This is a genomic window from Novosphingobium sp. (assembly GCF_027531025.1).
Lineage (GTDB): Bacteria > Pseudomonadota > Alphaproteobacteria > Sphingomonadales > Sphingomonadaceae > Novosphingobium.
Map to the genome: position 1 here is coordinate 172410 of NZ_JAPZQX010000003.1, position 21824 is coordinate 194233.

At 66.6% G+C, this 21824-nt stretch carries 21 protein-coding genes and 1 tRNA gene; 13 read left to right on the forward strand and 9 right to left on the reverse strand.

The window, feature by feature from the left end; genetic code table 11:
• Positions 1–21 precede the first annotated feature (21 nt).
• Complete coding sequence (locus tag O9281_RS03865; protein WP_298182996.1) at positions 22–453, reverse strand: hypothetical protein; 432 nt, start codon at positions 451–453, stop codon at positions 22–24.
• Between the two features lie 239 nt (positions 454–692).
• On the opposite strand from O9281_RS03865, the gene smpB reads away from it, so the two are divergent.
• Genes smpB through O9281_RS03880 form a run of 3 tightly spaced genes read left to right on the forward strand, consistent with a single transcriptional unit; the run spans position 693 to position 4167 of the window.
• The gene (gene smpB, locus O9281_RS03870; RefSeq protein ID WP_298183906.1) at positions 693–1175 is read left to right on the forward strand and encodes an SsrA-binding protein SmpB; all 483 of its coding nucleotides are present in this window, start codon (positions 693–695) and stop codon (positions 1173–1175) included.
• Complete coding sequence (locus tag O9281_RS03875; RefSeq protein ID WP_298182999.1) at positions 1172–1753, forward strand: DUF2062 domain-containing protein; 582 nt, start codon at positions 1172–1174, stop codon at positions 1751–1753. The genes smpB and O9281_RS03875 overlap by 4 nt, the downstream gene beginning before the upstream one ends.
• Entirely contained in the window at positions 1750–4167 is a 2418-nt protein-coding gene (locus tag O9281_RS03880) for a response regulator (RefSeq protein WP_298183002.1), read from the forward strand. The genes O9281_RS03875 and O9281_RS03880 overlap by 4 nt, the downstream gene beginning before the upstream one ends.
• Here O9281_RS03880 and O9281_RS03885 read toward each other — a convergent pair.
• Both O9281_RS03885 and O9281_RS03890 read right to left on the reverse strand, forming a co-directional pair.
• Positions 4164–5390, reverse strand: a complete 1227-nt coding sequence (locus O9281_RS03885; RefSeq protein ID WP_298183005.1) for an NAD(P)/FAD-dependent oxidoreductase — start codon at positions 5388–5390, stop codon at positions 4164–4166. The genes O9281_RS03880 and O9281_RS03885 overlap by 4 nt on opposite strands.
• Before the next feature lie 56 nt (positions 5391–5446).
• Positions 5447–6052 (reverse strand): TetR/AcrR family transcriptional regulator, encoded by a 606-nt coding sequence (locus tag O9281_RS03890; RefSeq protein WP_298183008.1) that lies wholly within the window; start codon positions 6050–6052, stop codon positions 5447–5449.
• On the opposite strand from O9281_RS03890, the gene O9281_RS03895 reads away from it, so the two are divergent.
• The 8 genes from O9281_RS03895 to alaS all read left to right on the forward strand — a co-directional run bounded on the left by O9281_RS03895 (position 6051) and on the right by alaS (position 13523).
• Complete coding sequence (locus O9281_RS03895; RefSeq protein WP_298183011.1) at positions 6051–6515, forward strand: hypothetical protein; 465 nt, start codon at positions 6051–6053, stop codon at positions 6513–6515. The two genes, O9281_RS03890 and O9281_RS03895, sit on opposite strands and share 2 nt — an antisense overlap.
• A 153-nt stretch (positions 6516–6668) precedes the next feature.
• Positions 6669–7736, forward strand: coding sequence for a recombinase RecA (gene recA, locus O9281_RS03900; protein ID WP_298183013.1), 1068 nt, complete (start codon positions 6669–6671; stop codon positions 7734–7736).
• A 260-nt stretch (positions 7737–7996) separates the two neighbouring features.
• Positions 7997–8191, forward strand: a complete 195-nt coding sequence (locus O9281_RS03905) for a hypothetical protein (RefSeq protein ID WP_298183016.1) — start codon at positions 7997–7999, stop codon at positions 8189–8191.
• 186 nt (positions 8192–8377) lie between these two features.
• Entirely contained in the window at positions 8378–8653 is a 276-nt protein-coding gene (locus O9281_RS03910) for a hypothetical protein (protein WP_298183020.1), read from the forward strand.
• A complete protein-coding gene (locus tag O9281_RS03915; RefSeq protein WP_298183022.1) occupies positions 8641–9027 on the forward strand; it encodes a hypothetical protein in 387 nt (128 codons plus the stop codon). The genes O9281_RS03910 and O9281_RS03915 overlap by 13 nt, the downstream gene beginning before the upstream one ends.
• 82 nt (positions 9028–9109) lie before the next feature.
• Positions 9110–9919, forward strand: coding sequence for an agmatinase family protein (locus tag O9281_RS03920; RefSeq protein ID WP_298183025.1), 810 nt, complete (start codon positions 9110–9112; stop codon positions 9917–9919).
• A 66-nt stretch (positions 9920–9985) separates the two neighbouring features.
• On the forward strand, positions 9986–10804 hold the full coding sequence (locus O9281_RS03925; protein WP_298183026.1) for a class I SAM-dependent methyltransferase: 819 nt from the start codon (positions 9986–9988) through the stop codon (positions 10802–10804).
• A gap of 70 nt (positions 10805–10874) precedes the next feature.
• Complete coding sequence (gene alaS, locus O9281_RS03930; protein WP_298183029.1) at positions 10875–13523, forward strand: alanine--tRNA ligase; 2649 nt, start codon at positions 10875–10877, stop codon at positions 13521–13523.
• A 29-nt stretch (positions 13524–13552) separates the two neighbouring features.
• Here alaS and O9281_RS03935 read toward each other — a convergent pair whose 3' ends face one another.
• Both O9281_RS03935 and O9281_RS03940 read right to left on the reverse strand, forming a co-directional pair.
• On the reverse strand, positions 13553–15331 hold the full coding sequence (locus O9281_RS03935; protein ID WP_298183032.1) for a cation:proton antiporter: 1779 nt from the start codon (positions 15329–15331) through the stop codon (positions 13553–13555).
• Between the two features lie 89 nt (positions 15332–15420).
• Positions 15421–16644, reverse strand: coding sequence for an NADP-dependent isocitrate dehydrogenase (locus O9281_RS03940; protein WP_298183035.1), 1224 nt, complete (start codon positions 16642–16644; stop codon positions 15421–15423).
• Positions 16645–16791: 147 nt separating this feature from the next.
• Between O9281_RS03940 and O9281_RS03945 the strand changes: the two genes are divergently transcribed.
• Positions 16792–17559, forward strand: coding sequence for a crotonase/enoyl-CoA hydratase family protein (locus tag O9281_RS03945; RefSeq protein WP_298183038.1), 768 nt, complete (start codon positions 16792–16794; stop codon positions 17557–17559).
• Positions 17560–17696: 137 nt separating this feature from the next.
• Here the strand turns inward: O9281_RS03945 and O9281_RS03950 are convergent.
• Positions 17697–17771 (reverse strand) — tRNA-Val (locus O9281_RS03950).
• An 82-nt stretch (positions 17772–17853) separates the two neighbouring features.
• Entirely contained in the window at positions 17854–18228 is a 375-nt protein-coding gene (cpdR, locus tag O9281_RS03955; RefSeq protein ID WP_298183041.1) for a cell cycle two-component system response regulator CpdR, read from the reverse strand.
• A gap of 126 nt (positions 18229–18354) precedes the next feature.
• Between cpdR and O9281_RS03960 the strand changes: the two genes are divergently transcribed.
• A complete protein-coding gene (locus O9281_RS03960) occupies positions 18355–19308 on the forward strand; it encodes an N-formylglutamate amidohydrolase (protein WP_298183044.1) in 954 nt (317 codons plus the stop codon).
• 184 nt (positions 19309–19492) lie between these two features.
• On the opposite strand, the gene O9281_RS03965 is transcribed toward O9281_RS03960, so the two are convergent.
• Positions 19493–20281, reverse strand: a complete 789-nt coding sequence (locus tag O9281_RS03965; protein WP_298183047.1) for a SapC family protein — start codon at positions 20279–20281, stop codon at positions 19493–19495.
• A 57-nt stretch (positions 20282–20338) separates the two neighbouring features.
• Entirely contained in the window at positions 20339–21796 is a 1458-nt protein-coding gene (locus O9281_RS03970) for an FAD-binding oxidoreductase (protein WP_298183049.1), read from the reverse strand.
• Positions 21797–21824 lie beyond the last annotated feature (28 nt).

The window sequence follows — 21824 nt, forward strand, 5'->3', positions numbered from 1 at the left end:
CAGATCTGGTCAGCTTTCACCTCATCCAGCCTTGCGCCACGGCTCCGCAGGCTGGTTGAAATAGCGGACCCAGAAGTAGCGCCAGGGCACGATGAAATAGGCCACGATAATGCCGATGCATTCCCAGAACAGGATCTGCATATCGGGTGGCACCGCGCCCTTGAGCCAGGCAGGGACGAAGAACAGCAGAATGAAGGTGGTCTTCCAGATGATCTCGAAAACCATCAGCGGCAGCATTTGCAGGGGATAGCGAACGGCCAGCAGGCTCATCACCGCCAGGGCCCCCAGCATGGTCTTGGCGATGATCCGGCTGGAGGGCCAGGGTTCGGGCTGGAACAGCATCTGGCCCCAGACGCCCGTGCCCATCACCACGGCCATGAGCAGGAACAGGAACCGCAGTGCATGAATGCGCCACATTGGAACGGAGGGCAGGGTGGGATTGGTCGCGGTCATGGTGGTCCTTTGGCTGTGTTTCCGGGCAATCCTGCCAAGGGTGTATTGGCCATGCAAGACACGCACGATGACATCTGACGCCAATTGTTGACCCTGTTCATCAGGCGGCGTCAGACCATCCGGGCCGGTGGCGGCAACCGACCGACGCTGGGCCTGATCCGATGGCTGATCCGGTGCCTGATCCGGCAATTGCCGAGCGGCTTTCCTTTTTCGCCCACCCCCCCTACATGGCCCCCATCATGGCCCGCCCGACCCACGCCCAGTTCGACAAGAAGAAAGTCGTCGCCGAAAACCGGCGGGCGCGGTTCGACTATTTCATCGACGATACGATGGAGGCCGGGATTGCCTTGACCGGGACCGAGGTGAAGAGCTTGCGGTTCGGTGAAGGATCAATCGCCGAAAGCTATGCCGAGGTGAAGAACGGCGAGGTCTGGCTGGTCAATTCCAACGTGCCCGAATTCAGCCACGGCAACCGCTTCAATCACCAGCCCAAGCGCCCGCGCAAGCTGCTGCTGCACCGGCGCGAGGTTGATCGCCTGCAGGGGGCGGTTGAGCGCAAGGGCATGACGCTGGTGCCGCTTTCCATCTACTTCAACGGGCGCGGCCGGGCCAAGGTGGAACTGGCGCTGGCCAAGGGCAAGAACGTGGCGGACAAGCGCGCGACGATCAAGGAACGCGACTGGAAGCGCGATCAGGCGCGGATTATGCGGGATTACAAATGAGCGGCCTGTCAACTCGCATTATCCGCTGGTCCAAGCGCAACATGCCCCGGCGCGAAGACCTGGAACACAGCCGCTGGGTCGGCCCCTTTGCCCGGCGGCAGGAACTGTGGCGCTTTACCCGCCGCTCGGTGCCGCGCGGCGTGGCCGTGGGCCTGCTGGTGGGGATCTTCGCGCTGATCCCGGGTATCCAGATCGTGGGTGCGGCGCTGATGTGCGTGCCGGTGCGGGGCAACATTCCGATTGCCGCGCTGATGACCTTCTTGTCCAACCCGGCTACCACCCCGCTGATCCTGGCCGCCTCGATCTGGCTGGGCAACAAGCTGGGCTATCACGCGGACGTGGACACTTTCTATGGCCTCTATGAGCGCGGGGCGAGCCTGGGCGACTGGACCGGCTGGCTGCTGTCCGATGCCGCCCCGGCGATGCTGATCGGCCTGTTCATCATTTCGACCATCAGCGCGGCCATCGGTTACCTGATCGCCTCGTTCAGCTGGACTGCCTGGATCCGCCGCAAGCGCCGCGCCGCGCAGGAACGGCTGCTGCGCGCGCGGGCCGGGCAGGAGCCGCTCCAGCCGTGAGCGCGCCCGGCTCTCGCCTGCCCAGCGGCGGCGGCGAGCGGCTGGCGCTGGGAGCGGCGCTGGCCGGCAGTCTTGCGCTGGTCTGGTTTGCCACAAGCGAATGGCTCGTGCTCGCCAGCTTCCTCGCCGGACTCATTGCGCTGGGGGCGATCGTCTGGGCGCTGACCCGGCCGCAAGCTGCCGTGCGCGAAGTGGAATATGCGCTGCCCGACTGGTCGGTAACGGTCTCCGCGATCGAGCGGCCCGATTGCGCGGTGGCGATCACGGACCGCGCCGGGCGGCTGGTCTGCGCCAACCGGGCCTATGAAAGCTGGTTCGGCGTGGCTCATGCCCCGCCGCGCCTGCCGGTGGACAATGCCTCGCTCGAACGGCTCGCCAAGGCCGCGCGGGCCGGCTGGCGCGACGGACAGGGCCGGGCCGACCAGATCGAGAATGCCACCGGGCAATGGCGGGCCGAAGCCCAGCGCGCCGGGCGCGGTGACGATTACCTGGTCTGGACCATTGCCCCGCTTGCCAACCCCGATCCGGTGGCCGAACTGGTCCCACACCTCGATGGCAAGCTGGGCCGTGCGCTGGCCAATGCCGGGATCGCGGCGGCGATCGTCGATCCCGATGGCAAGATCCGCGCCGCCAGCGCCGGCTTTGCCGCGCGCGCCACGGGCGATCCGGCGGCGCTCCTGACCGGGCAGGAGTTCACCGGCTTCCTGCGCCAGGACGAGCGTGACCAGGTCAGTTGGGCCCGCGAAGGCAAGCGCGGCAATCCGCTGACGATGTATTACCTGCCGGTGCGCGATCCCGATGCGCCGGGCGATGTCGACTATCTCAACACGCCCTCGCTGATGCTGCTGGTCGAAGCCGGAGTGGGGCTGGGCGGCGCGGCGGTCGAAGGGACCGCGGCCGTGCCGCACCTCGAAGCGCTGCTGGGCAACCTGCCGCTGGGCCTCGCCATGGCCGACCGCGACGGGCGGCTGCTGTTCGCCAACCCCGCCTTCATGCGTGCCGCCGGGCGGGAAGGGCAGCCACCGCCGGTCTATCCGACCGACCTCGTCGTGCAGGAAGACAAGGGCGCGATTTCCGAGGCAATCCGCCGCTTTGCGCAAGGGCCCGCCGCCGCCGGCGATATTGCCGTGCGCCTGCGCAGCCAGCCAGAGGATCCGGTCACGCTGAGCCTGGCCGGGGTGCGCGGGCTGGGCGAAGCCGCCGTCCTGCTGGGGCTGACCGATACGACCGAGGAGACCCGGCTCAAGCGCCAGGTGGCCCAGGCCACCAAGATGCAGGCCGTGGGGCAGCTGGCCGGGGGCGTCGCGCATGATTTCAACAATGTGCTGACCGCGATCCTGGGCACCTGCGACCTGATGCTGCTGCGCCATACGCCCGGTGACAGCGATTATGACGATATCCAGCAGATCCGCGCCAATTCGAACCGCGCGGCCAGCCTGACCCGGCAATTGCTGGCCTTCAGTCGCCAGCAGACGCTGCGGCCCGAAGTGTTGCAATTGCCCGATGTGGTGCAGGACGTCTCGAACCTGCTCAAGCGGCTGATCGGGGAACGGGTCAAGCTGACCGTCACCCACGATCGCGATCTTGGCCCGGTCCGCGCCGATCCCAGCCAGCTGGAACAGGTGATCGTCAACCTGGTGGTCAATGCCCGCGATGCCGTGCTGGCCAAGGGCGAGATCGGGGGCGGGCGGATCACGCTGTCGACCCGCCGGGTCACCGCCGCCGATGTGCGCGCGATGCGCAGCGCGATCATGCCGCAGGCCGATTACACCGCGCTGGTGGTGGAAGACACCGGCACCGGGATTTCGCCCGATCATCTCGGCAAGATCTTCGAACCCTTCTTCACCACCAAGGAACAGGGCAAGGGCACGGGCCTGGGCCTCTCGACCGTCTATGGCATCGTCAAGCAATCGGGCGGGTTCATCTTTGCCGAGAGCGAAGTGGGCCGGGGCACGAAGTTCACCGTCTACCTGCCGGTTCACCACGCCACGGCCGAGGAGCAGGCCGCCAAGGTGATCAAGGCCGAGCCGCAGCGCGAATGGGGCGGCGGCGGGCGGGTGCTGCTGGTGGAGGACGAGGACATGGTTCGCACCGTCGCCGAGCGCGCACTGACCCGGGCGGGTTATACCGTGACGAGTGCCGCCGATGGCGATGAGGGGCTGGAATACATCGAGGCCGGCAAGGAGTTCGACCTGGTCGTGTCCGACGTGGTCATGCCGGGCATGGACGGTCCGGCCATGGTCCGCGAGATCCGCAAGCGCCATCCCGCGCTGCCGGTGCTGTTCATGTCGGGCTATGCCGAGGAACAGCTGCGCAAGGAAATCGACATTGCCGATGTCCACTTCCTGCCCAAGCCCTTCACCGTCCAGCAGATCACCGACAAGGTGGGGGCCGTGCTGGCGGCGCAGCTCTAGGCCGTTGCCAACAGTTCGGCATAGTCCACCCGGCCCAGCCCCAGCATGCCCAGCGGATTGCCCAGCAGGCCGCTCATGATCTGCGCCTGGACCTGCTTGCCTGGCCAGAACTGCGAGGCCGGGGCAAAGACCAGGTCACGCAGCGCGGCGGGGCCTTCCGCATCGGACTGGTACAGCGGGGTGAAGAAGGCGGTGGCGGCCTGGTAAAGCTCCACGTGCCAGCGGCGCAGGTGGATCGCCATGTCCGGCACGGCGCGCGGATCGCGGGTCAACTCCACCGCGCGGGCCGCGGCCATGGCATCAAGCAGGGCCATGTTCGCCCCCTGGCCCAGCTGCGGGCTGGCCGTGTGCCAGGCATCGCCGATGTGGACCAGCCGGTCCTGCGCCGGGGCGGGCAGGGCGCGGTGGGCATAGCGGGCCATGGTCAGCTGGCCGGGATCGGTGATCTGCGCCACCAGTTCGGCGCAGTCCGGCCAGAGCGCCACAACTTCCTCGCGCCAGGCTTCCAGCCCCCGGTCGAGCCAGCGCGCATGGGCATCGCCGCGCAGCGACCAGAACAGCGACAGTTCCTCGCCCCGGCCAGTCCGCTGGCCGGTGGGCAGCACGCCCACCATCTCGCGCGCCGCGCGATAGCGCTGCTCCAGCCGCCGCCGGTCGAACGGGCCGCCTTCGGGCCAGGGCAGGCTGGCCCACAAGGCACCATAGGGCAGCATCCGCCCGCATTCCGGCGCCAGCGTGGTGTGGAGGCCCAGCGCGTCGATCACCAGGTCGAATGGACCAAGGTCGCCCTGCCGTTCAAACTGGAGCATCCGCCCGCCCGCGGTGGTGTGGCTGCCGGCAACGGCGTGATCGGGATGAACCGTCACACCGGTCGCCCGGACTGCGTCATAGAGCACTTCGAACAGGCTGGCGCGGTGAATGCCCAGGCCCAGGCTGGTCGGCCCGGACAGGTCGGCATAGCGGGCATCCAGTACGGTCCGGCCGGTGGCAGAGCGGCCCAGCAACCGCTCGATCGGCGCGCCGCGCGCCAAGACCGCCCTGGCCAGGCCCAGCTGCGCCAGTACCGCCATGCCGCTGGGCTGCAACATCAGCCCCGAACCGAGCGGGCGCGGCTCGGGAAAGCGGTCGAACAGGGTGACATGATGGCCTCCTCGGGCCAGCAACAGCGCCGTCGCCAGCCCGGCCGGTCCGCACCCGGCAATCGCTATCTCGAACCCCTGCATCGGTGCTCTGGATAGCGTCGATCGCGTTCGGGCGCCACGCGGATTTCCCTGCGCGGTCAGTGCTCTCCCGCCAGCAGCAGGTCGACCAGGGCAAGGTGGCGCGGGCGGGGTGCCGCCTCGTCGCTGGCCGGACGGAAATTGCGGTCGATCCGCATCGAGATATAGCCATGGATCATCGAGCAGATCGCGATGATCCGGGTGTCGCGGGTGATCCCGCCATCGCGTGGCGGCAGCTTGTCGACAATCTGGCCGATCCGCTCGAAGATGCGCCAGGTCAGCGCGTCAAGCTCGGGATTGTCGCCGGCCAGCAGGTCGGTTCGCCACATCAGGCGGTAGCGGTGAGGGTGCACCAGGGCATAGCCGACGCTGGCATCGATGATCGCGGCCAGTTGCTCGCGCGGGGTCTCGTCGGCCTGTTCGCAGCCGCGCTGGATATCCCGGTCGAGGTCGGCCATGCAATCGATGGCGAGTGCAGTCAGCAGCGCCCGCCGGTCGGCAAAATGCTTGGCCGGGGCGGCGTGCGAAACCCCGGTTCCCCGCGCGCAGGCGCGAATGGTGACGCCTTCGATCCCCTCGGAGTCCAGCAGGCCGCGCGCCGCCAGCAACAGGTTGAGCCCCAGCCCGGTCGGCCCTTCGGTCTTGCGTCGATGTCCCCGTACCATGCGCCTAGTTGACACTGTCTACCGCGAAGGTCAACGGCTGGGCGTGGCTGATCGAAGAGAGGGATTGTCGATGCGCCTGTTCTGGCTGGCCCTGTGCCTTGCCCCCGTGACCGTGCTGGTTCCGATCCTGGAAGTGGGGCCGACCCACGTGTTCAACCCCGCCTGGCCGGGCCATGCGCGCCTGCACGAGGTCTGGCAGCTGATCACCAACAGCGCGCTGGCCCTCTTCGCCTTCTGGCTGGCCTGGCGGCGCGGGCTGGAGCGGATCGCTTGCGGGATCGGCCTGATCCAGTGCCTCGGATTCCTCGCCGCCCTCGCGCTCTCACCGCTTTATGGCGGTACCATGCGCCATGCCGATGGCACCGAACTGGCGGTCGGCGGGATCAATGTTGCGGTGATCGTGATCGGGCTTTCCACAATTGGCTTGCTCGGCCTGTTGCGCGGAGCGTTCAAGCACCGCTAGAACCCCTTCGACCTGTCATAGGTTGTTGAAAATACATGCGAACAGCGGCGTTCTAAAAATGTTCCAGTTCCCTACTTGTTCTCATGGAACAAATTGGGTACACCGAGTCGCAGTTGACCTGCTTGGTCGGCTGGTTAGGCAAGGGGATGAACAATGGGTGCGCAACTCAAGCTGATTCAGGAAGGCAAGGACACCATGGATCGTCAGAAGGCGCTGGAAGCGGCGCTGGCCCAGATCGATCGCGCGTTTGGCAAGGGCAGCGCGATGAAGCTGGGCTCGAAGGAAACGATGGAGGTCGAGGCGATTTCCACCGGTTCGCTCGGCCTCGACATTGCCCTGGGCATCGGCGGCCTGCCGCGTGGCCGGGTGATCGAAGTCTATGGTCCGGAAAGCTCGGGCAAGACCACGCTGGCGCTTCACGTGATCGCCGAAGCACAGAAGAGCGGCGGTACGGCTGCCTTTATCGATGCCGAGCACGCACTCGATCCGGTCTATGCGAAAAAGCTGGGCGTCAACATCGATGAACTGATCGTCTCGCAGCCCGATACCGGCGAACAGGCGCTGGAAATCACCGACACCCTGGTCCGCTCGAACGCGATCGACGTGCTAGTCGTCGATTCGGTCGCCGCGCTGGTGCCGCGGGCCGAAATCGAGGGCGAGATGGGCGATAGCCACGTCGGCCTCCAGGCCCGCCTGATGAGCCAGTCGCTGCGCAAGCTGACCGGCTCGATCAGCCGCTCGCGCTGCATGGTGATCTTCATCAACCAGCTGCGCATGAAGATCGGGGTGATGTACGGCAACCCGGAAACCACCACCGGCGGCAACGCGCTGAAGTTCTACGCCTCGGTCCGGCTCGACATCCGCCGCACCGGCCAGATCAAGGATCGCGACGATATCGTCGGCAATGCCACCCGCGTGAAGGTGGTCAAGAACAAGGTCGCCCCGCCGTTCAAGCAGGTCGAATTCGACATCATGTATGGCGAAGGCATTTCCAAGATCGGCGAAATTCTCGATCTCGGCGTGAAGGCCGGACTGGTGGAGAAGAGCGGTGCCTGGTTCTCCTACGATTCGATCCGGATCGGCCAGGGGCGTGAGAACGCCAAGACCTACCTCAAGGAAAATCCCGAAGTTTGCGACCGGCTGGAGGCTGCGATCCGCGGCCAGACCGAAGGTCTTGCCGGGGAGATGATGACGGGTCCGGACGCGGACGACGACATCTAATCTTCCCAGGGGAGGGTGTCCGCATCCCCAATACCCCGGGCACCCTCCACGAAACAGGACCGGCGCGGTGAGCCATCAAGGCCCCGCGCCGGTCTTTTCGTGTCGACTGCCATGTCTGCCGGACCGGCTCGACCCGGCGATCGCGCGTCGATTCACAATTGCCGCAGCTGCTGATCCAGAATGGCACTGCCCGATCGCGTCGCTTGCTTGCTGATCCGTTGTTAGCAAACAAACGCACACACCAAGCGAAAGGAACAGACATGCGACTTCTCGAACAGGCAGAGCTTGACCTTGTCTTCGGCGCCGGCAGCACCTGCTGCTGCCCGCATGACCGCCGCAAGGGCAACAACGGTTTCGGCAATGGGGCCGATGCGGACCGCGCTGCCCCGGGTGGATCGGGCAAGACCGGCGGCGGCAAGGAAGGCAGCTTTGGCGGCAGTCGCGGCGAACGCTGAGTGCGATCGAACCGGCCGAGGCAGGGGGCGGACGAAGTAGTTCGCCTCCCGCTTCTGCGGTTCCGGGCCGTGGCGAGCTTGCCTTGCCAATGTGCAGCAGGCTTACCACCCCCCTTGGGTTCTTGAAATCCGCTTGACACCTCCCGCGAGTTTCCTAGCTTGGCGACTTGTTCCGGGGGGGTATCAATGAAGGCAAATCAATTTGTTGCCGCCGCTTTTGCGGCGGTTCTGCTGTTGGGCTGTGCCACTGTGATCAACGGCACCAGCCAGGATATCAAGTTCGATAGCAACGCCAAGCAGACCACAGTCAAGATCAGCACGGGCATCACCTGCGTGGCCCCGTGCAAGCTCGACATGAAGCGCCGCCGCGATTTCCGGGTCGATTTCGCGGCTCCGGGTTACCGTTCGGCCTATGTGCCACAGGCGGTGCGGTTGCCGGCAATGTCCTGTTGGGCGGCCTGATCGGCGGCGTGGTCGATGGCGCGAACGGATCGACCAACCATCTCTATCCCAATCCCGTCAATGTCCGCCTGATCAAGGATGGCGCGGCTGGCGAACCCGAACTGCTCACCAAGAAGGGCAAGGTCATCGCCACGATTGCGGCGCACAACGACAAGGTGCGTGGCGATCTCAACGAATCGCTGGGCAAGGGTCTCGTCGGCGAGCCCGGCACCTGGGAACCTGTGGCGCCAGTCGCCCCATTTCCCGTTTCGGCTGACGTGAAGCCGGTTGAACCGGCCGCGGCCCCCGCAGTGCCAACGGCGGAAACGCCTGCCGCTGCTCCGGCAACACCAGCCGCCGCTCCTGCAGCGCCGGCCGAGCCGCCCAAGAGTTGATCGGCCCGGATAGCCGGAAAGGCTCTGTCAGTCGCCCGAAGGTGCTTGACAGAGTCCTGTCCGGTCGGGTCGGAACAGGGCCATGACCCAGCCGCTGTTCCATCTGATCGGCCTGCCGACCGACCGCAATTCCTCGTTCGAGCGCGGGCCTGCCCTGGCCCCGCCCGCAGTCCGGGTCGCACTGTGGTCCGATCGCGGCAACCTGGCCTGCGAGGACGGGCAGGAGATCGGCCTCGATTTCCTGCTCGAGGACCGCGGCGACCTGCCGCTGGTCGAGGCGCTGTCCGACGATGCAGTGATCCGCGCGGGCGTCGCCGACAGCCTTGCTGCTGGAGCAATCCCTCTGCTGCTTGGCGGCGATCATGCCGTGACTTACCCCGTGGTCGAGGCGGTTGCCGCGCGGCACGGACCGGTCACTATCCTGCACTTCGATGCCCACCCCGATCTGTATGACCTGTTCGAAGGCAACCCGCGCAGCCACGCTTCGCCCTTTGCCCGGATCATGGAAGCGGGGCTTGCCACGCGGCTCGTGCAGGTCGGCATCCGCACATTGAACCGCCATTGCCGCGAACAGGCCGAGCGGTTCGGTGTGGAGATCGTGCCACTGGCGGACTTCACGCCGGACCGCGTGCCGGTTCTTGAAGGCCCGCTCTACCTCAGCATCGACCTCGACGGGATCGACCCGTCAGAGGCGCCCGGCGTTTCGCATCCGGAGCCGGGCGGCCTGACCACGCGCGAGGTGTTGGCCGTGCTGCGCCGCCAGACCGCGCCAATCGTGGCCGCCGACATCGTCGAACTGAACCCACGTTTCGATGCCCATGATCGCACGGCGATCCTCGCCGCCAAGCTGGTGCGCGAAGTGGCCGCGCTGGCGGCGCGCAACCGGCGCTAGGCTGCCAGACCCTTGGCCCGCGACTTCGCTGTTGTGCCCGCGCGCGGACCGACCTAGCCTTCGCCCATGACGACCGAGATGGACTGGCGCTCGCAGGTCGGGCGCAGCTGGGCGCAGAACTATGCGCTGACTGACCGGGCCTTTGCCGGGCTGACGCACGCGCTGCTCGAACGGGCCCGGCCGCTGGTCGACAAGGCCGTGCTCGATGTCGGTTGCGGCGCGGGTGAGCTTTCGCTGGCACTAGCGCGGCAGCATCCGGCGGCGCAGGTGCTGGGCGTCGATATCTCGCGCGACCTGATCGATGCGGCGCAGGCCCGCGCGGCCCAGCTTGGCAATGTCCGCTTTGTCGAAGCCGACGCCGGGAACTGGCGCGAGCCGGGATTCGTGCCAGATCTGATCGTTTCGCGCCATGGCGTGATGTTCTTTGCCGATCCCGTGGCCGCCTTTGCCAATCTGCGGTTCCTGGCCGCACCGGCCGCGCGGCTGCTGTTCAGCTGCTTTCGCGCCCCGCGCGAAAACGCCTGGGCGGCGGGTCTTGCCGAATTGCTGGGCCTGCCACCGTCACCGAATCCGACCGCGCCGGGCCCCTTCGCCTTTGCTGATCCCGACCATGTCGAGCCGATCCTCGCGGCGGCGGGCTGGCGGGACATCGCCTTCGAACCGGTCGATTTCGCCTATGTCGCCGGGGTGGGCGATGATCCGGTCAGCGATGCGCTCAACCTGTTCCGCCGGATCGGTCCGGCGGCACCCTATCTGCGCAGCCTGGAAGGCGATGGCCTGCGCGCGGCGGAGGAGCGGATCGCCGAGTGGCTGGAGCGGCATCGCAGCGATAACCTGGTGGCGATGGCGGCGGCGGCCTGGCTGGTTACGGCCCGGACTGATTGATCCATCCGATCAATCGGATCGTGCCTTCGCGCTTGCCGGAAAACCACGCTTGTCCTAGGGCCGGGGCGCTATGACCTCGACCAACGACATCCGCCGCTCCTTCCTGGAATACTTCAGCTCGAACGGGCACGAGGTGGTGCAATCCGCGCCGCTTGTGCCCTATAACGATCCCACCCTGATGTTCACCAACGCGGGGATGGTGCCGTTCAAGAACGTGTTCACCGGGCTGGAGACCCGCGCCGTGCCGCGCGCCACATCCAGCCAGAAGTGCGTGCGCGCCGGGGGCAAGCACAACGACCTCGACAATGTCGGCTATACCGCGCGGCACCACACCTTCTTCGAAATGCTGGGGAACTTCAGCTTCGGGGACTATTTCAAGGAACAGGCCATCATCCACGCCTGGACCCTGCTGACCAAGGAATGGGGCCTGAACCCGGACCGGCTGACCGCCACCGTCTATCACACCGATGACGAGGCGTTTGGCCTGTGGCGCAAGATCGCCGGTCTGCCGGAAGAGCGGATCATCCGCATCCCGACCAAGGACAACTTCTGGGCCATGGGCAGCGATGGCCCCTGCGGGCCGTGCAGCGAGATCTTCTACGACCACGGCGATCATATATTCGGTGGCCCCCCGGGCAGCCCGGACGAGGATGGCGACCGCTTCGTCGAGGTCTGGAACCTGGTGTTCATGCAGTTCGAGCAGGCCGCGGACGAAATCGTCGGCGAACTGCCCAAGCCCTCGATCGATACCGGTATGGGGCTGGAACGCATCGCCGCCGTGCTGCAGGGCGTGCCCGACAATTACGATACCGACACCTTCAAGGCCCTGATCGCCGCCAGCGAAGGCCTGACCGGCGTCAAGGCGGCGGGTGAGCAGAAGGCCAGCCACCGAGTGATCGCCGATCACCTGCGCTCGACCAGCTTCCTGCTGGCCGATGGCGTGCTGCCGTCAAACGAAGGGCGCGGCTATGTGCTGCGCCGCATCATGCGCCGCGCCATGCGCCATGCCCACCTGTTGGGCGCCAAGGAGCCGCTGATGCACCGCCTGGTCCCGGCGCTGGTGCAGGAAATGGGCGCTGCCTATCCGGAGCTGGGCCGCGCCCAGCCGCTGATCGAGGAAACCCTCCAGCGCGAGGAAGTGCAGTTCCGTCGCACGCTCGCCAATGGCCTCAAGCTGCTGGACGAGGCGACTGCCAGCCTGGGCGAGGGCGGCGAGCTGCCCGGCGAAACCGCGTTCAAGCTCTATGACACCTATGGCTTCCCCTATGACCTGACCGAGGACGCGCTGCGTTCGCGCGGGATCGGGATCGACCGGGCCGGCTATGATGCCGCCATGGCCCAGCAGAAGGCCGCTGCGCGCGCCGCCTGGAAGGGTTCGGGCCAGGCCGCCGATGCCGAAGTGTGGTTCGACATTGCCGAACGCGTCGGCGCGACCGAGTTCACCGGTTACACCGCCACCACGGGCGAGGCGCAGGTCGTCGCCCTGGTCAAGGACGGGGCCGAGGTCCAGTCGGCCAGCGCGGGCGACAGTGTGACCGTGATTACCAATCAGACCCCGTTCTATGGCGAAAGCGGCGGCCAGACCGGCGACAGCGGCACGATTGCCGGGGCTGATGGCCTGACCATCGCTGTCTCCGACACTGCCAAGCCGCTCGGCCGGCTCCACGCCCACAACGGCACGGTTCAGGCAGGGACGGTCAAGGTGGGTGACGTGGTCAAGCTCGATATCGATGTCGCCCGCCGCGATGCGATCCGCGCCAACCATTCGGCCACCCACCTGGTCCACGCCGCGCTGCGCAACCGGTTGGGTGATCACGTCACGCAGAAGGGCTCGCTGGTCGCGGCCGATCGCCTGCGGTTCGACTTCTCGCATCCGACTGCGCTGTCGGCCGAGGATGTCGCCGTGATCGAGGCCGAAGTGAACGCCGAGATCCGCGCCAACGAGCCGGTCGTGACCCGTCTGATGTCGCCCGACGATGCCATTGCCGCCGGGGCCATGGCGCTGTTCGGCGAAAAGTATGGCGATGAGGTCCGCGTGCTGTCGATGGGTCGGGTCAAGGAAGCCCACGCCTATTCGGTCGAACTGTGCGGCGGCACCCACGTGCGCGCCACCGGCGATATCGGCCTGTTCCGGATCGTCTCCGAAAGCGCGGTCAGCTCGGGCGTGCGCCGGATCGAGGCAATGACCGGCGAGGGCGCCTTCCGTTATCTCGCAGCCCGCGAGGACGCGCTCAAGGGAGCGGCAGCCGTGCTGCGCACCACGCCGGACGATGTCGAAGCCCGCGTTGCCGCGCTGCTGGATGAGCGGCGCAAGCTGGAACGCGAGCTGGCCGAAGCCAAGAAGGCGCTGGCGCTGGGCGGCGGCGGGGCCAAGGCCGAAGCCGCCGACGAGGAAGTGGGCGGGGTCAAGTTCGCAGGCCAGGTGCTTGACGGGCTCGATCCCAAGGAACTGCGCGGGCTGCTGGACCAGGCCAAGGCCCGGCTCGGTTCGGGCGTGGCGGTGATCGTCGCGGTCAACGAAGGCAAGGCCAGCATCGCGGCGGCGGTGACCGACGACCTGACCGCCAAGGTCAGCGCGGTCGACCTGGTCCGCGCGGGCGTTGAGGCGCTGGGCGGCAAGGGCGGCGGTGGCCGCGCCGACATGGCCCAGGGCGGCGGCCCCGATGGTGCCAAGGCGGCGGAAGCAATCGCGGCGGTGAAGGCGGTGCTGGCGGGCTGACGCCAGGATGCCCTAGCTGCCAGGATGCCCTAGCTGGCAGTCCGCTCGCGCAGAGTTCCGCTCTTCAGGCTTGGCTTTTCGTCCAGTTCACCTTCGTCCATGATCTGCTGGCGAAACTCGTCGCGCTTTTCGTGGATGCTGGCGATCACCGGGCCCATCGGCACGCCCAGATCGACCAGCACGGCTTCGGACAGCTGAAGCGAGGCTTCCAGCGTTTCGGGCACCGCATGGCTGGCCCCGGCGCGATAGAGCTGCGCGGCATGGCCCACATCGCGGGCACGGGCAATGATGGTCAGGTCCGGATGCTTGGCGCGCAGCTTGCGCACCAGCCGCTGCAAGGCGACCGGCTCATCCATGGTCAGGATGATCGCTGTGGCTTGCTCGATGCCTAGCCGGTGCAAGGTCTGTTCCCACCCGGCATCGCCGAACAGCACCGGATAGCCATCGGCCACAGCCTGGCTGACAATATCGGGGTTGCCATCAATCGCGACGAAGGGCTTGTCGTGGCGGGTCAGCATGTCGGCCACCAGCCGTCCGACCCGGCCCATGCCGACCACGATCGCGCGCGGCCCGTCTGCGACGGCGGGATCGATCTGCGGGCGCTGCGCATCGACCCGCCGCCCCAGCCGCTTGCCCAGCCAGGCGAGGCCGGGGGTGACGGTCAGGCCGATGGCCGTGACGGCCTGCCAGAACAGCGCGGCTTGCGGGTTGATCAGTTGCACCGCGCTGGCCGTGGCCAGCACGATCAGCGTGGTTTCCGAGGGGCTGGCCATCAGGATGCCGGTTTCGGTCGCCGTGCCGGGTCGCGCGCCCGTCATGCGCAGCAGGGCAGCGGTTACCGCGGCCTTGATCAGCAGCACGCTGACCACGGCAATGACGATGGCGCCCAGCTGGTCGGCGATCATCGCCAGGTCCAGGCTCATGCCGATGGTGATCAGGAACACCCCCAGAGCCAGGCCCTTGAACGGATCGGTGATCCGCTCGACCTCGGCATGGTATTCGGTCTCGGCGATCAACAGCCCCGCGATCAGCGCGCCGACGATGGGCGAGAGGCCGACGGCTGCCGTTGCCAGCGCCGATCCGATCACCACCAGCAGGGTGGCGGCCAGGAACAGTTCCGGACTCTTGGTGCGGGCCGCCTGGGCGAACAGGCGCGGCAAGAGCAGTTTGCCCAGCACCAGCAGCGCGATGACCACCAGCCCGCCCTGCCACAGCGTGGTGACCAGTTCCTCACCGCCCTGGGCTGCGCCGCCCCGGCCGAGCGCGCCAAGCAGGAAGATAATGGGAATGAGGGCAATGTCCTCGAACAGCAGCATGGCCAGCGCCGCCTTGCCCACTGCGGTGCGGGTATCGGTGATGCGCAGCACCAGCGCGGTGGAGGACAGCGCCAGTGCCAGGCCCAGCGCCAGCGCGGTCGGCCCCGAATTGCCCAGCAGCACCAGCACGCCCGCCACCAGCAGCGCGCTGATGATCAGTTCCAGGGCGCCCAGGCCGAACACGTGCCGCCGCATCGCCCAGAGCCTCCCGAACGACAGTTCCAGCCCGATCGAGAACAGCAGCAGGATGATGCCCATCTCCGCAAACGGCGTCAGCACCGCCGGATCGGAAATGGTGAAGGCTTCGAGCCAGGGTGCGAATGGCACCAATTGCCCCAGGCCAAACGGCCCGATCAGCAGGCCAACCAGGATGAACCCGATGATCGGCGTGATCCGGAAGCGGGCAAAGACCGGGATCACCAGCCCGGCCGCGCCGAGGATCACCAGGGCATCGGCAATTGCGGGGGAAGTGAGTTCGGTAGGTCCGGCCATGACCCACCCTTAGCGGGAGGCGTGGACCAAAAGAAAGCCCCCTGACCTTGCGGGCAGGGGGCTTTCTCAAGCCAGTTGGGGCTTAGGCGTCAGGCCCAGGCCTTCATTTCGGTCTCGAGGTTCTCGACGATCGCCTCGAAGAAGCCTTCGGTGGTCAGCCAGGGTTGGTCCGGACCGATCAGGATCGCGAGGTCCTTGGTCATCTTGCCGCTTTCGACGGTCTCGATGCAGACCCGCTCCAGCGTTTCGGCGAACTTCACCACATCGGGGGTGCCGTCGAACTTGCCGCGATAGATCAGGCCGCGGGTCCAGGCAAAGATGCTGGCGATCGGGTTGGTGCTGGTCGCCTTGCCCTGCTGGTGCTGGCGATAGTGGCGGGTAACGGTGCCGTGGGCAGCCTCGGCCTCAACCGTCTGGCCATCCGGGGTCATCAGCACCGAGGTCATCAGGCCGAGCGAGCCGAAGCCCTGGGCGACCTGGTCGGACTGGACGTCGCCGTCATAGTTCTTGCAGGCCCAGACGAACTTGCCCGACCACTTGAGCGCCGAGGCGACCATGTCGTCGATCAGGCGGTGTTCGTAAACGATACCGGCTGCGGCGAACTTTTCCTTGAAGCCTTCGGTGTCGAACACTTCCTGGAACAGGTCCTTGAAGCGACCGTCATAGGCCTTGAGGATGGTGTTCTTGGTCGACAGGTAGACCGGCCAGCCAAGGCCGAGGCCGTAGTTCAGGCTGGCGCGGGCGAAATCGCGGATCGAATCGTCCAGGTTGTACATCGCCATGGCGACGCCCGAGCTGGGGAACTTGAACACTTCGAGGTCGATCGTCTGGCCGTCATCGCCGTCGAAGACCAGGCGCAGGGTGCCGGGGCCGGGGATCAGCGTGTCGGTGGCGCGATACTGGTCGCCAAAGGCGTGACGGCCGACGACGATCGGGTCGGTCCAGCCCGGGATCAGGCGGGGCACATTCTGGATCACGATCGGTTCGCGGAACACCACGCCGCCCAGGATGTTGCGGATCGTGCCGTTGGGCGACTTCCACATCTTCTTGAGCTTGAATTCCTCGACGCGGGCCTCGTCCGGGGTGATCGTCGCGCACTTCACGGCCACGCCATACTGCTTGGTGGCATTGGCGGCATCGACGGTGATCTGGTCGTTGGTCTCGTCGCGCTTTTCGACCGAGAGGTCGTAATACTTCAGGTCGATGTCGAGGTATGGCAGGATCAGCCGTTCGCGGATCCACTGCCAGATGATGCGGGTCATCTCATCGCCGTCCATTTCGACGACGGGGTTCTTCACCTTGATCTTGGCCATCGCGTTCGTGTCTTTCGCTGGGGAGTGAATAGCGGAAATGTGGCGTCCCCTTAGCAGAGGTGCGGCGCGGTGCAAGTAAGGGCTGGACCTTGCGTCTCAGGCGCTTTAATCGTCCGGTTAAAGACCCTGACGAGAGGACCCCCGATCATGAGCGAAGCTCCCGAAGTTCTTACCGAAGTGCGCGATGGCGTGCTGGTTGTCACCATGAACCGGCCCGAAGCCAAGAACGCGATGAACAAGGCCCAGGCCGAAGGCATCAGCGCGGCGATGGACCGGCTGGAAGCCGAGGATGACCTGCGCTGTGCCGTGCTGACTGGTGCTGGCGGGACTTTCTGCTCGGGCATGGACCTCAAGGGCTTCCTGCGCGGTGAGCGCCCCAGCATCGAAGGGCGCGGCTTTGGCGGCCTGACCGAGTGGACCCCCAAGAAGCCGGTGATCGCCGCGATTGACGGTTTTGCCCTGGCTGGCGGCATGGAACTGGCGCTGTCGTGCGACCTGATCGTCGCCAGTGCCGGTTCGAAGTTCGGCATTCCCGAAGCCAAGCGCGGCCTTGCCGCCGCGGCTGGCGGCCTGATCAAGCTGCCGCGCCAGATTCCGCCGCGCATTGCCATGGAACTGGCGCTGACCGGCGATTTCATCGACGCCGCCCGCGCCTATGAGCTGGGCTTCGTCAACCGCGTGGTCGAAGGCCCGGCGCTCCCCGCCGCGCTCGAACTGGCGGCGCGCGTGGCCGAGAACGGCCCGCTGGCGCTGATCGCCTCGAAGGCGGTGATTCGTCAGTCGCACGAATGGACCGAGGCCGAGATGTGGCAGAAGCAGGGCGCGATCGTCATGCCGGTCTTCGCCAGCCAGGACGCCCGCGAAGGCGCGGCCGCCTTCGCCGAAAAGCGCAAGCCGAACTGGCAGGGCAAGTAAGCCTCAGCAACTTGCCGACAATGAAAAAGGCCCCGGAAATCCGGGGCCTTTTTTGCGACCCCGGATAAAGTCCGGGGTGACGTCCTGAAAGAAGAAAACCCGCCTTTCAGGCGGGTCTTCTGCGTCTCGGCCTTGAATGGTGGGCGTAGCAAGGATTGAACTTGCGACCCCTACGATGTCAACATAGTGCTCTACCACTGAGCTATACGCCCGGCACCATTCAGGTTCCACCCGGGGCCGTCGCCCCGGGCAGGGATGCGCCATTAGCGAGCCTCCCCACCCGATGCAAGCGTCTTAGTTGAGCGCCTGGGCCTGATTTTCGAAGATCCGTTCCACTTCCAGCACCAGGTCGCGCAGGTGGAATGGCTTGGACAGCATCTTGGCCTGCGGCGCCTCGCGGCTGGCCTTGAGGGTGACAGCGGCAAAGCCGGTGATGAACATCACCTTGGTGGCCGGGCTGATGTCGGCACAGCGCTGGGCCAGTTCGATCCCGTCCATTTCCGGCATGACAATGTCGGACAGGAGAAGGTCGAAATGCTCGGATTCCAGCCAGGGCAGGGCCGCCGTGCCGCGATCGACTGCCACCACTTCATACCCCGCATTCTCCAGAGCGCGCGCGAGATAGGTGCGCATGGCGTCTTCGTCTTCGGCAAGGAGGATGCGGATCATTGGCGGTCCCGGCAGTCTGTTGTTCTGGCGCGCGACCATTCATAGCGCGGAACCGGTTAACATTCTTGCCCGATTTCGGGGGTGACCGGCTTTGACACAGCCGCAGCGGCAGGCCAGCCTTGGCCGATGGACAAGTCCGCCCCTCCGCCAAGCGATTCGCCGCTGCGCCACGGCGGCACGATCCCGGGCGGGGATGGGCGTCCGGCCTTTACCCTGCGCTTGCCCGAACCCTCGCGGGTGCCGGTGCTGATTGCCGTGCCGCATGCCGGGCGGGCCTATCCGGGCAGCCTGATCGAACGGATGCGCAATCCCGGCCATGCCGCCCTGCGGCTGGAGGACCGGCTGGTCGATCGCCTGGCCGAGCGGGTGGCCGAGGCGACCGGGGCAGGATTGCTGATCGCCCATGCCCCGCGGGCGATGATCGACCTCAACCGCGCGCCGGAAGAGGTCGATTGGGACATGCTGGCGCGCGGGCGGCCGGACGGGCTGGACAGCCATGTGCCGGGCCTGCGCGTGCGCAGCGGGCTGGGCCTGATCCCCCGCCGCCTGCCGGGACTGGGCGAGTTGTGGAAGCGGCGGCTGGACGAGGCGGAGCTGGCCGCCCGGATCGATTCGATCCACGCCCCCTATCATGCCTGCATTGCCGAAACGCTGGGCAGCCTGCGTCGCCGCTGGGGTGCGGCCTTGCTGATCGACCTGCATTCGATGCCGCCACTGGGCCACCAGGATGGCCTGCCGCCGCCCGAATTCGTGCTGGGCGACCGTTTCGGCGCTTCGTGCCATGGTGCCTTGGTGGCCAGCTGCTTTGGTTATCTCTCCGCGCAGCGCCGCGTGGCGGCGCACAACCGGCCCTATGCCGGGGGCTATGTGCTGGATCGCCATGCGGCGCCCGCTGAAGGCATTCATGCCCTGCAGCTGGAAGTCGATCGTTCGCGCTACCTCGATGCGCGACTCGCCGAGCTTGGCCCCGGCTTCGAAGCCGTTGTCGAGGTGCTGAGTGGCCTGGTCAGACGGCTGGCGGGCGAGGTGGCTGCAGCGGGCCAGGGCGAGGCGAGCAGCTGGGCCCAGGCTGCGGAATAACCCGCCTTTTCAGCGCTTCAGGCCAGAAAAAAGCCACCTCGTGACAGGCACGAGGTGGCCAAGGTTCAGGGAGGAGGTGCACAAAGTGCACCACGCCTTGCCGGACCATGAGGGCAGCCCGACACGACATTCCGGTAAATAGGACGCTACCGGGGCTTAGGCAAGCCCCGGCGCTGCCGCTGCCTCAGCCGGCGGGCTGCAGGTCTTCCACCTTGACCGGGCCCTTGCCCGACTGGACCTGGCGGGCGAAGACATCGCTGATCAGGTCAAGCGAGGTCAGGTGCGCGAAGATCAGCGCGAGCATGCCGCTCTGGTTCATCGAGCGCAGCACGTCGCCCCGCAGTTCGCGGAACTTCTCGCCATCGACCATCTTGAAACCGCGATAGACGAAGGGCTGGTCGAAACCGGGCTGGTTGATCGAGACTTCGCCGTCCATCAGCAGGCCGTGCTTGTTCAGTTCGTCGACGAACTGCTGAGTACGGATGCCGGCTTCCTCGAAGTTGCGGCAGAACTCGAGCATGCCCTTGGTGGTTTCGGTCGGCTCGTCATTTTCGAACAGGGCGTTGCCTTCGTCCATTTCACCGACCAGGTCGGTGGTCGGGTCGAAGCACAGCGACAGTTCATCGCTGTCGGCCTGCAGCTTGGCGAGCATGAAGGGATAGCGGCGAGCATAGGCCGGGATGTAGGTGGCCGGGCTGAGCAGCTTGCCTTCATCGTCAACGAAAATGTTGACGCCTTCGTTCAGGCCCATCAGCGCCAGCGGCACCGGCTGGTCGGCAGCGGCGAAGACGATCGGGTAATGACGCCCGGCGTGGATGAATTCCTCGGCCGTCAGCGGCACCGCGTGGGCCCCGACCAGCCAGGTGGCCTGATCGGTCGAGCGCGACTTGTAATTGACGTGGTCGCGGCTGTTGAGCGGCATCAGGTCCTTGTAGAACAGCGGCAGGTTGGTGGCGTTCGGCGCGCTGGCCATGAAGTCTCTCCGAAATTGGCCCGAAAGCGGAATGAATCCGGGCGGAAAGCCGCGCCTTTAAGCGTTGCGCGGCGTGCGCGCAAGCAGCTTGCCGGGGTTCATCAACCCTTGCGGATCGAGCGCCGCCTTGACGGTGCGGAGCAGGGCCAGCGCAACCGGATCGCCCAGCCGGGCCAGTTCGTCGCGCTTCATCTGGCCGATGCCGTGCTCGGCGCTGATCGAACCGTGCCACTGGGTCACCATGTCGTGCACGCGCGCGCTGATCGCCTTGCCTTCGCCCGCTTCCCATTCGCCGCGCACGGCACCCCTTGGGGCCAGCACATGGAAGTGGATGTTGCCATCACCCAGGTGGCCGAAGCCGAGCGCCTGGGTGCCGGGAAACTCGGCCTCGATCGCGGGGACGGCGGCATCGACGAAATCTGGCATGGCGGCCACGGGAACCGAAACATCGTGCTGCATGGCCGGACCCTTGGCCCGTTCGGCCGGGGCGACGGAATCGCGCAGCGCCCAGAAGGCCTCGGCCTGAGCTTCGCTGGACGATATCGCCGCATCTTCGACCAGTCCGGCCTCAAAGGCGCTGGCCAGCAGGGCCTCCGCCCGCTCGCGCAGGCTCTCGGCCTGGGCGGCATCGGCGCCCAGTTCGATCAGCGCATGCCAGCCATGGGGCTGGGCCAGCGGCGCCCGGGCATCGGGCAGGTATTCCAGCACGGCTTCGAGACACGCCTGGGGCATGACCTCGAACCCTTCCAGGAGGTCACCCGCCATGCTTTCGCTGTGCAGCAGGAGTGCGCGCGCGGCGTGGATCGTTGGCACCCCGGCCCACAGCACCACCCGGTCGGCCAGCGCAGGTTCCAGTTTCAGCGTCGCGCCGGTGACAATGCCCAGCGTCCCTTCACTGCCGATGAACAGCTGCTTCAGGTCGAACCCGCGATTGTCCTTCTTCAGCGGGGTCAGGGCGGAATAGATCGAGCCATCTGGCAGCACCGCCTCGATCCCCAGCACCAGCGCCCGCATAACTCCGTGGCGCAACACCTGGGTGCCGCCGGCATTGGTGGAAATCAGCCCGCCGACCGTGGCCGAACCCTTGCCGCCAAGGGTCAGCGGAAAGCGCAGGCCCGCAGCTTCGGCGGCAGCATGCAGGTTTTGGAGCACCACGCCCGCCTCGCAGGTGACCTGCCGCGCGGTGGGATCGACCGGCCCGATCGCCTGCATCCGCCGCAGCGACAGCAGGATCGCCCGCCCGCTGTCATCCGGGGTGGCTCCGCCCGACATGCCGGAATTGCCGCCCTGCGGCACGATCGGCACGCCGTGGCGCGCACAGAGCCGAACGAGGTCGGCCACTTCGGCCGTGCTCGCGGGGGAGGCCAGGGCCAGGGCGGTGCCGGTATAGCGCCCGCGCCAGTCGGTCAGCCAGGGGGTGATCAGGTCGGCATCGCGGGTCAAACCGCGCGGTCCGAGCAAGGCTGTCGCCTCGGCTAGGAAGGTATCGGTATCGCTCTCGCGCTTACTTGCCATCGGGTCTGCCATGCCATGGCCTATCGCA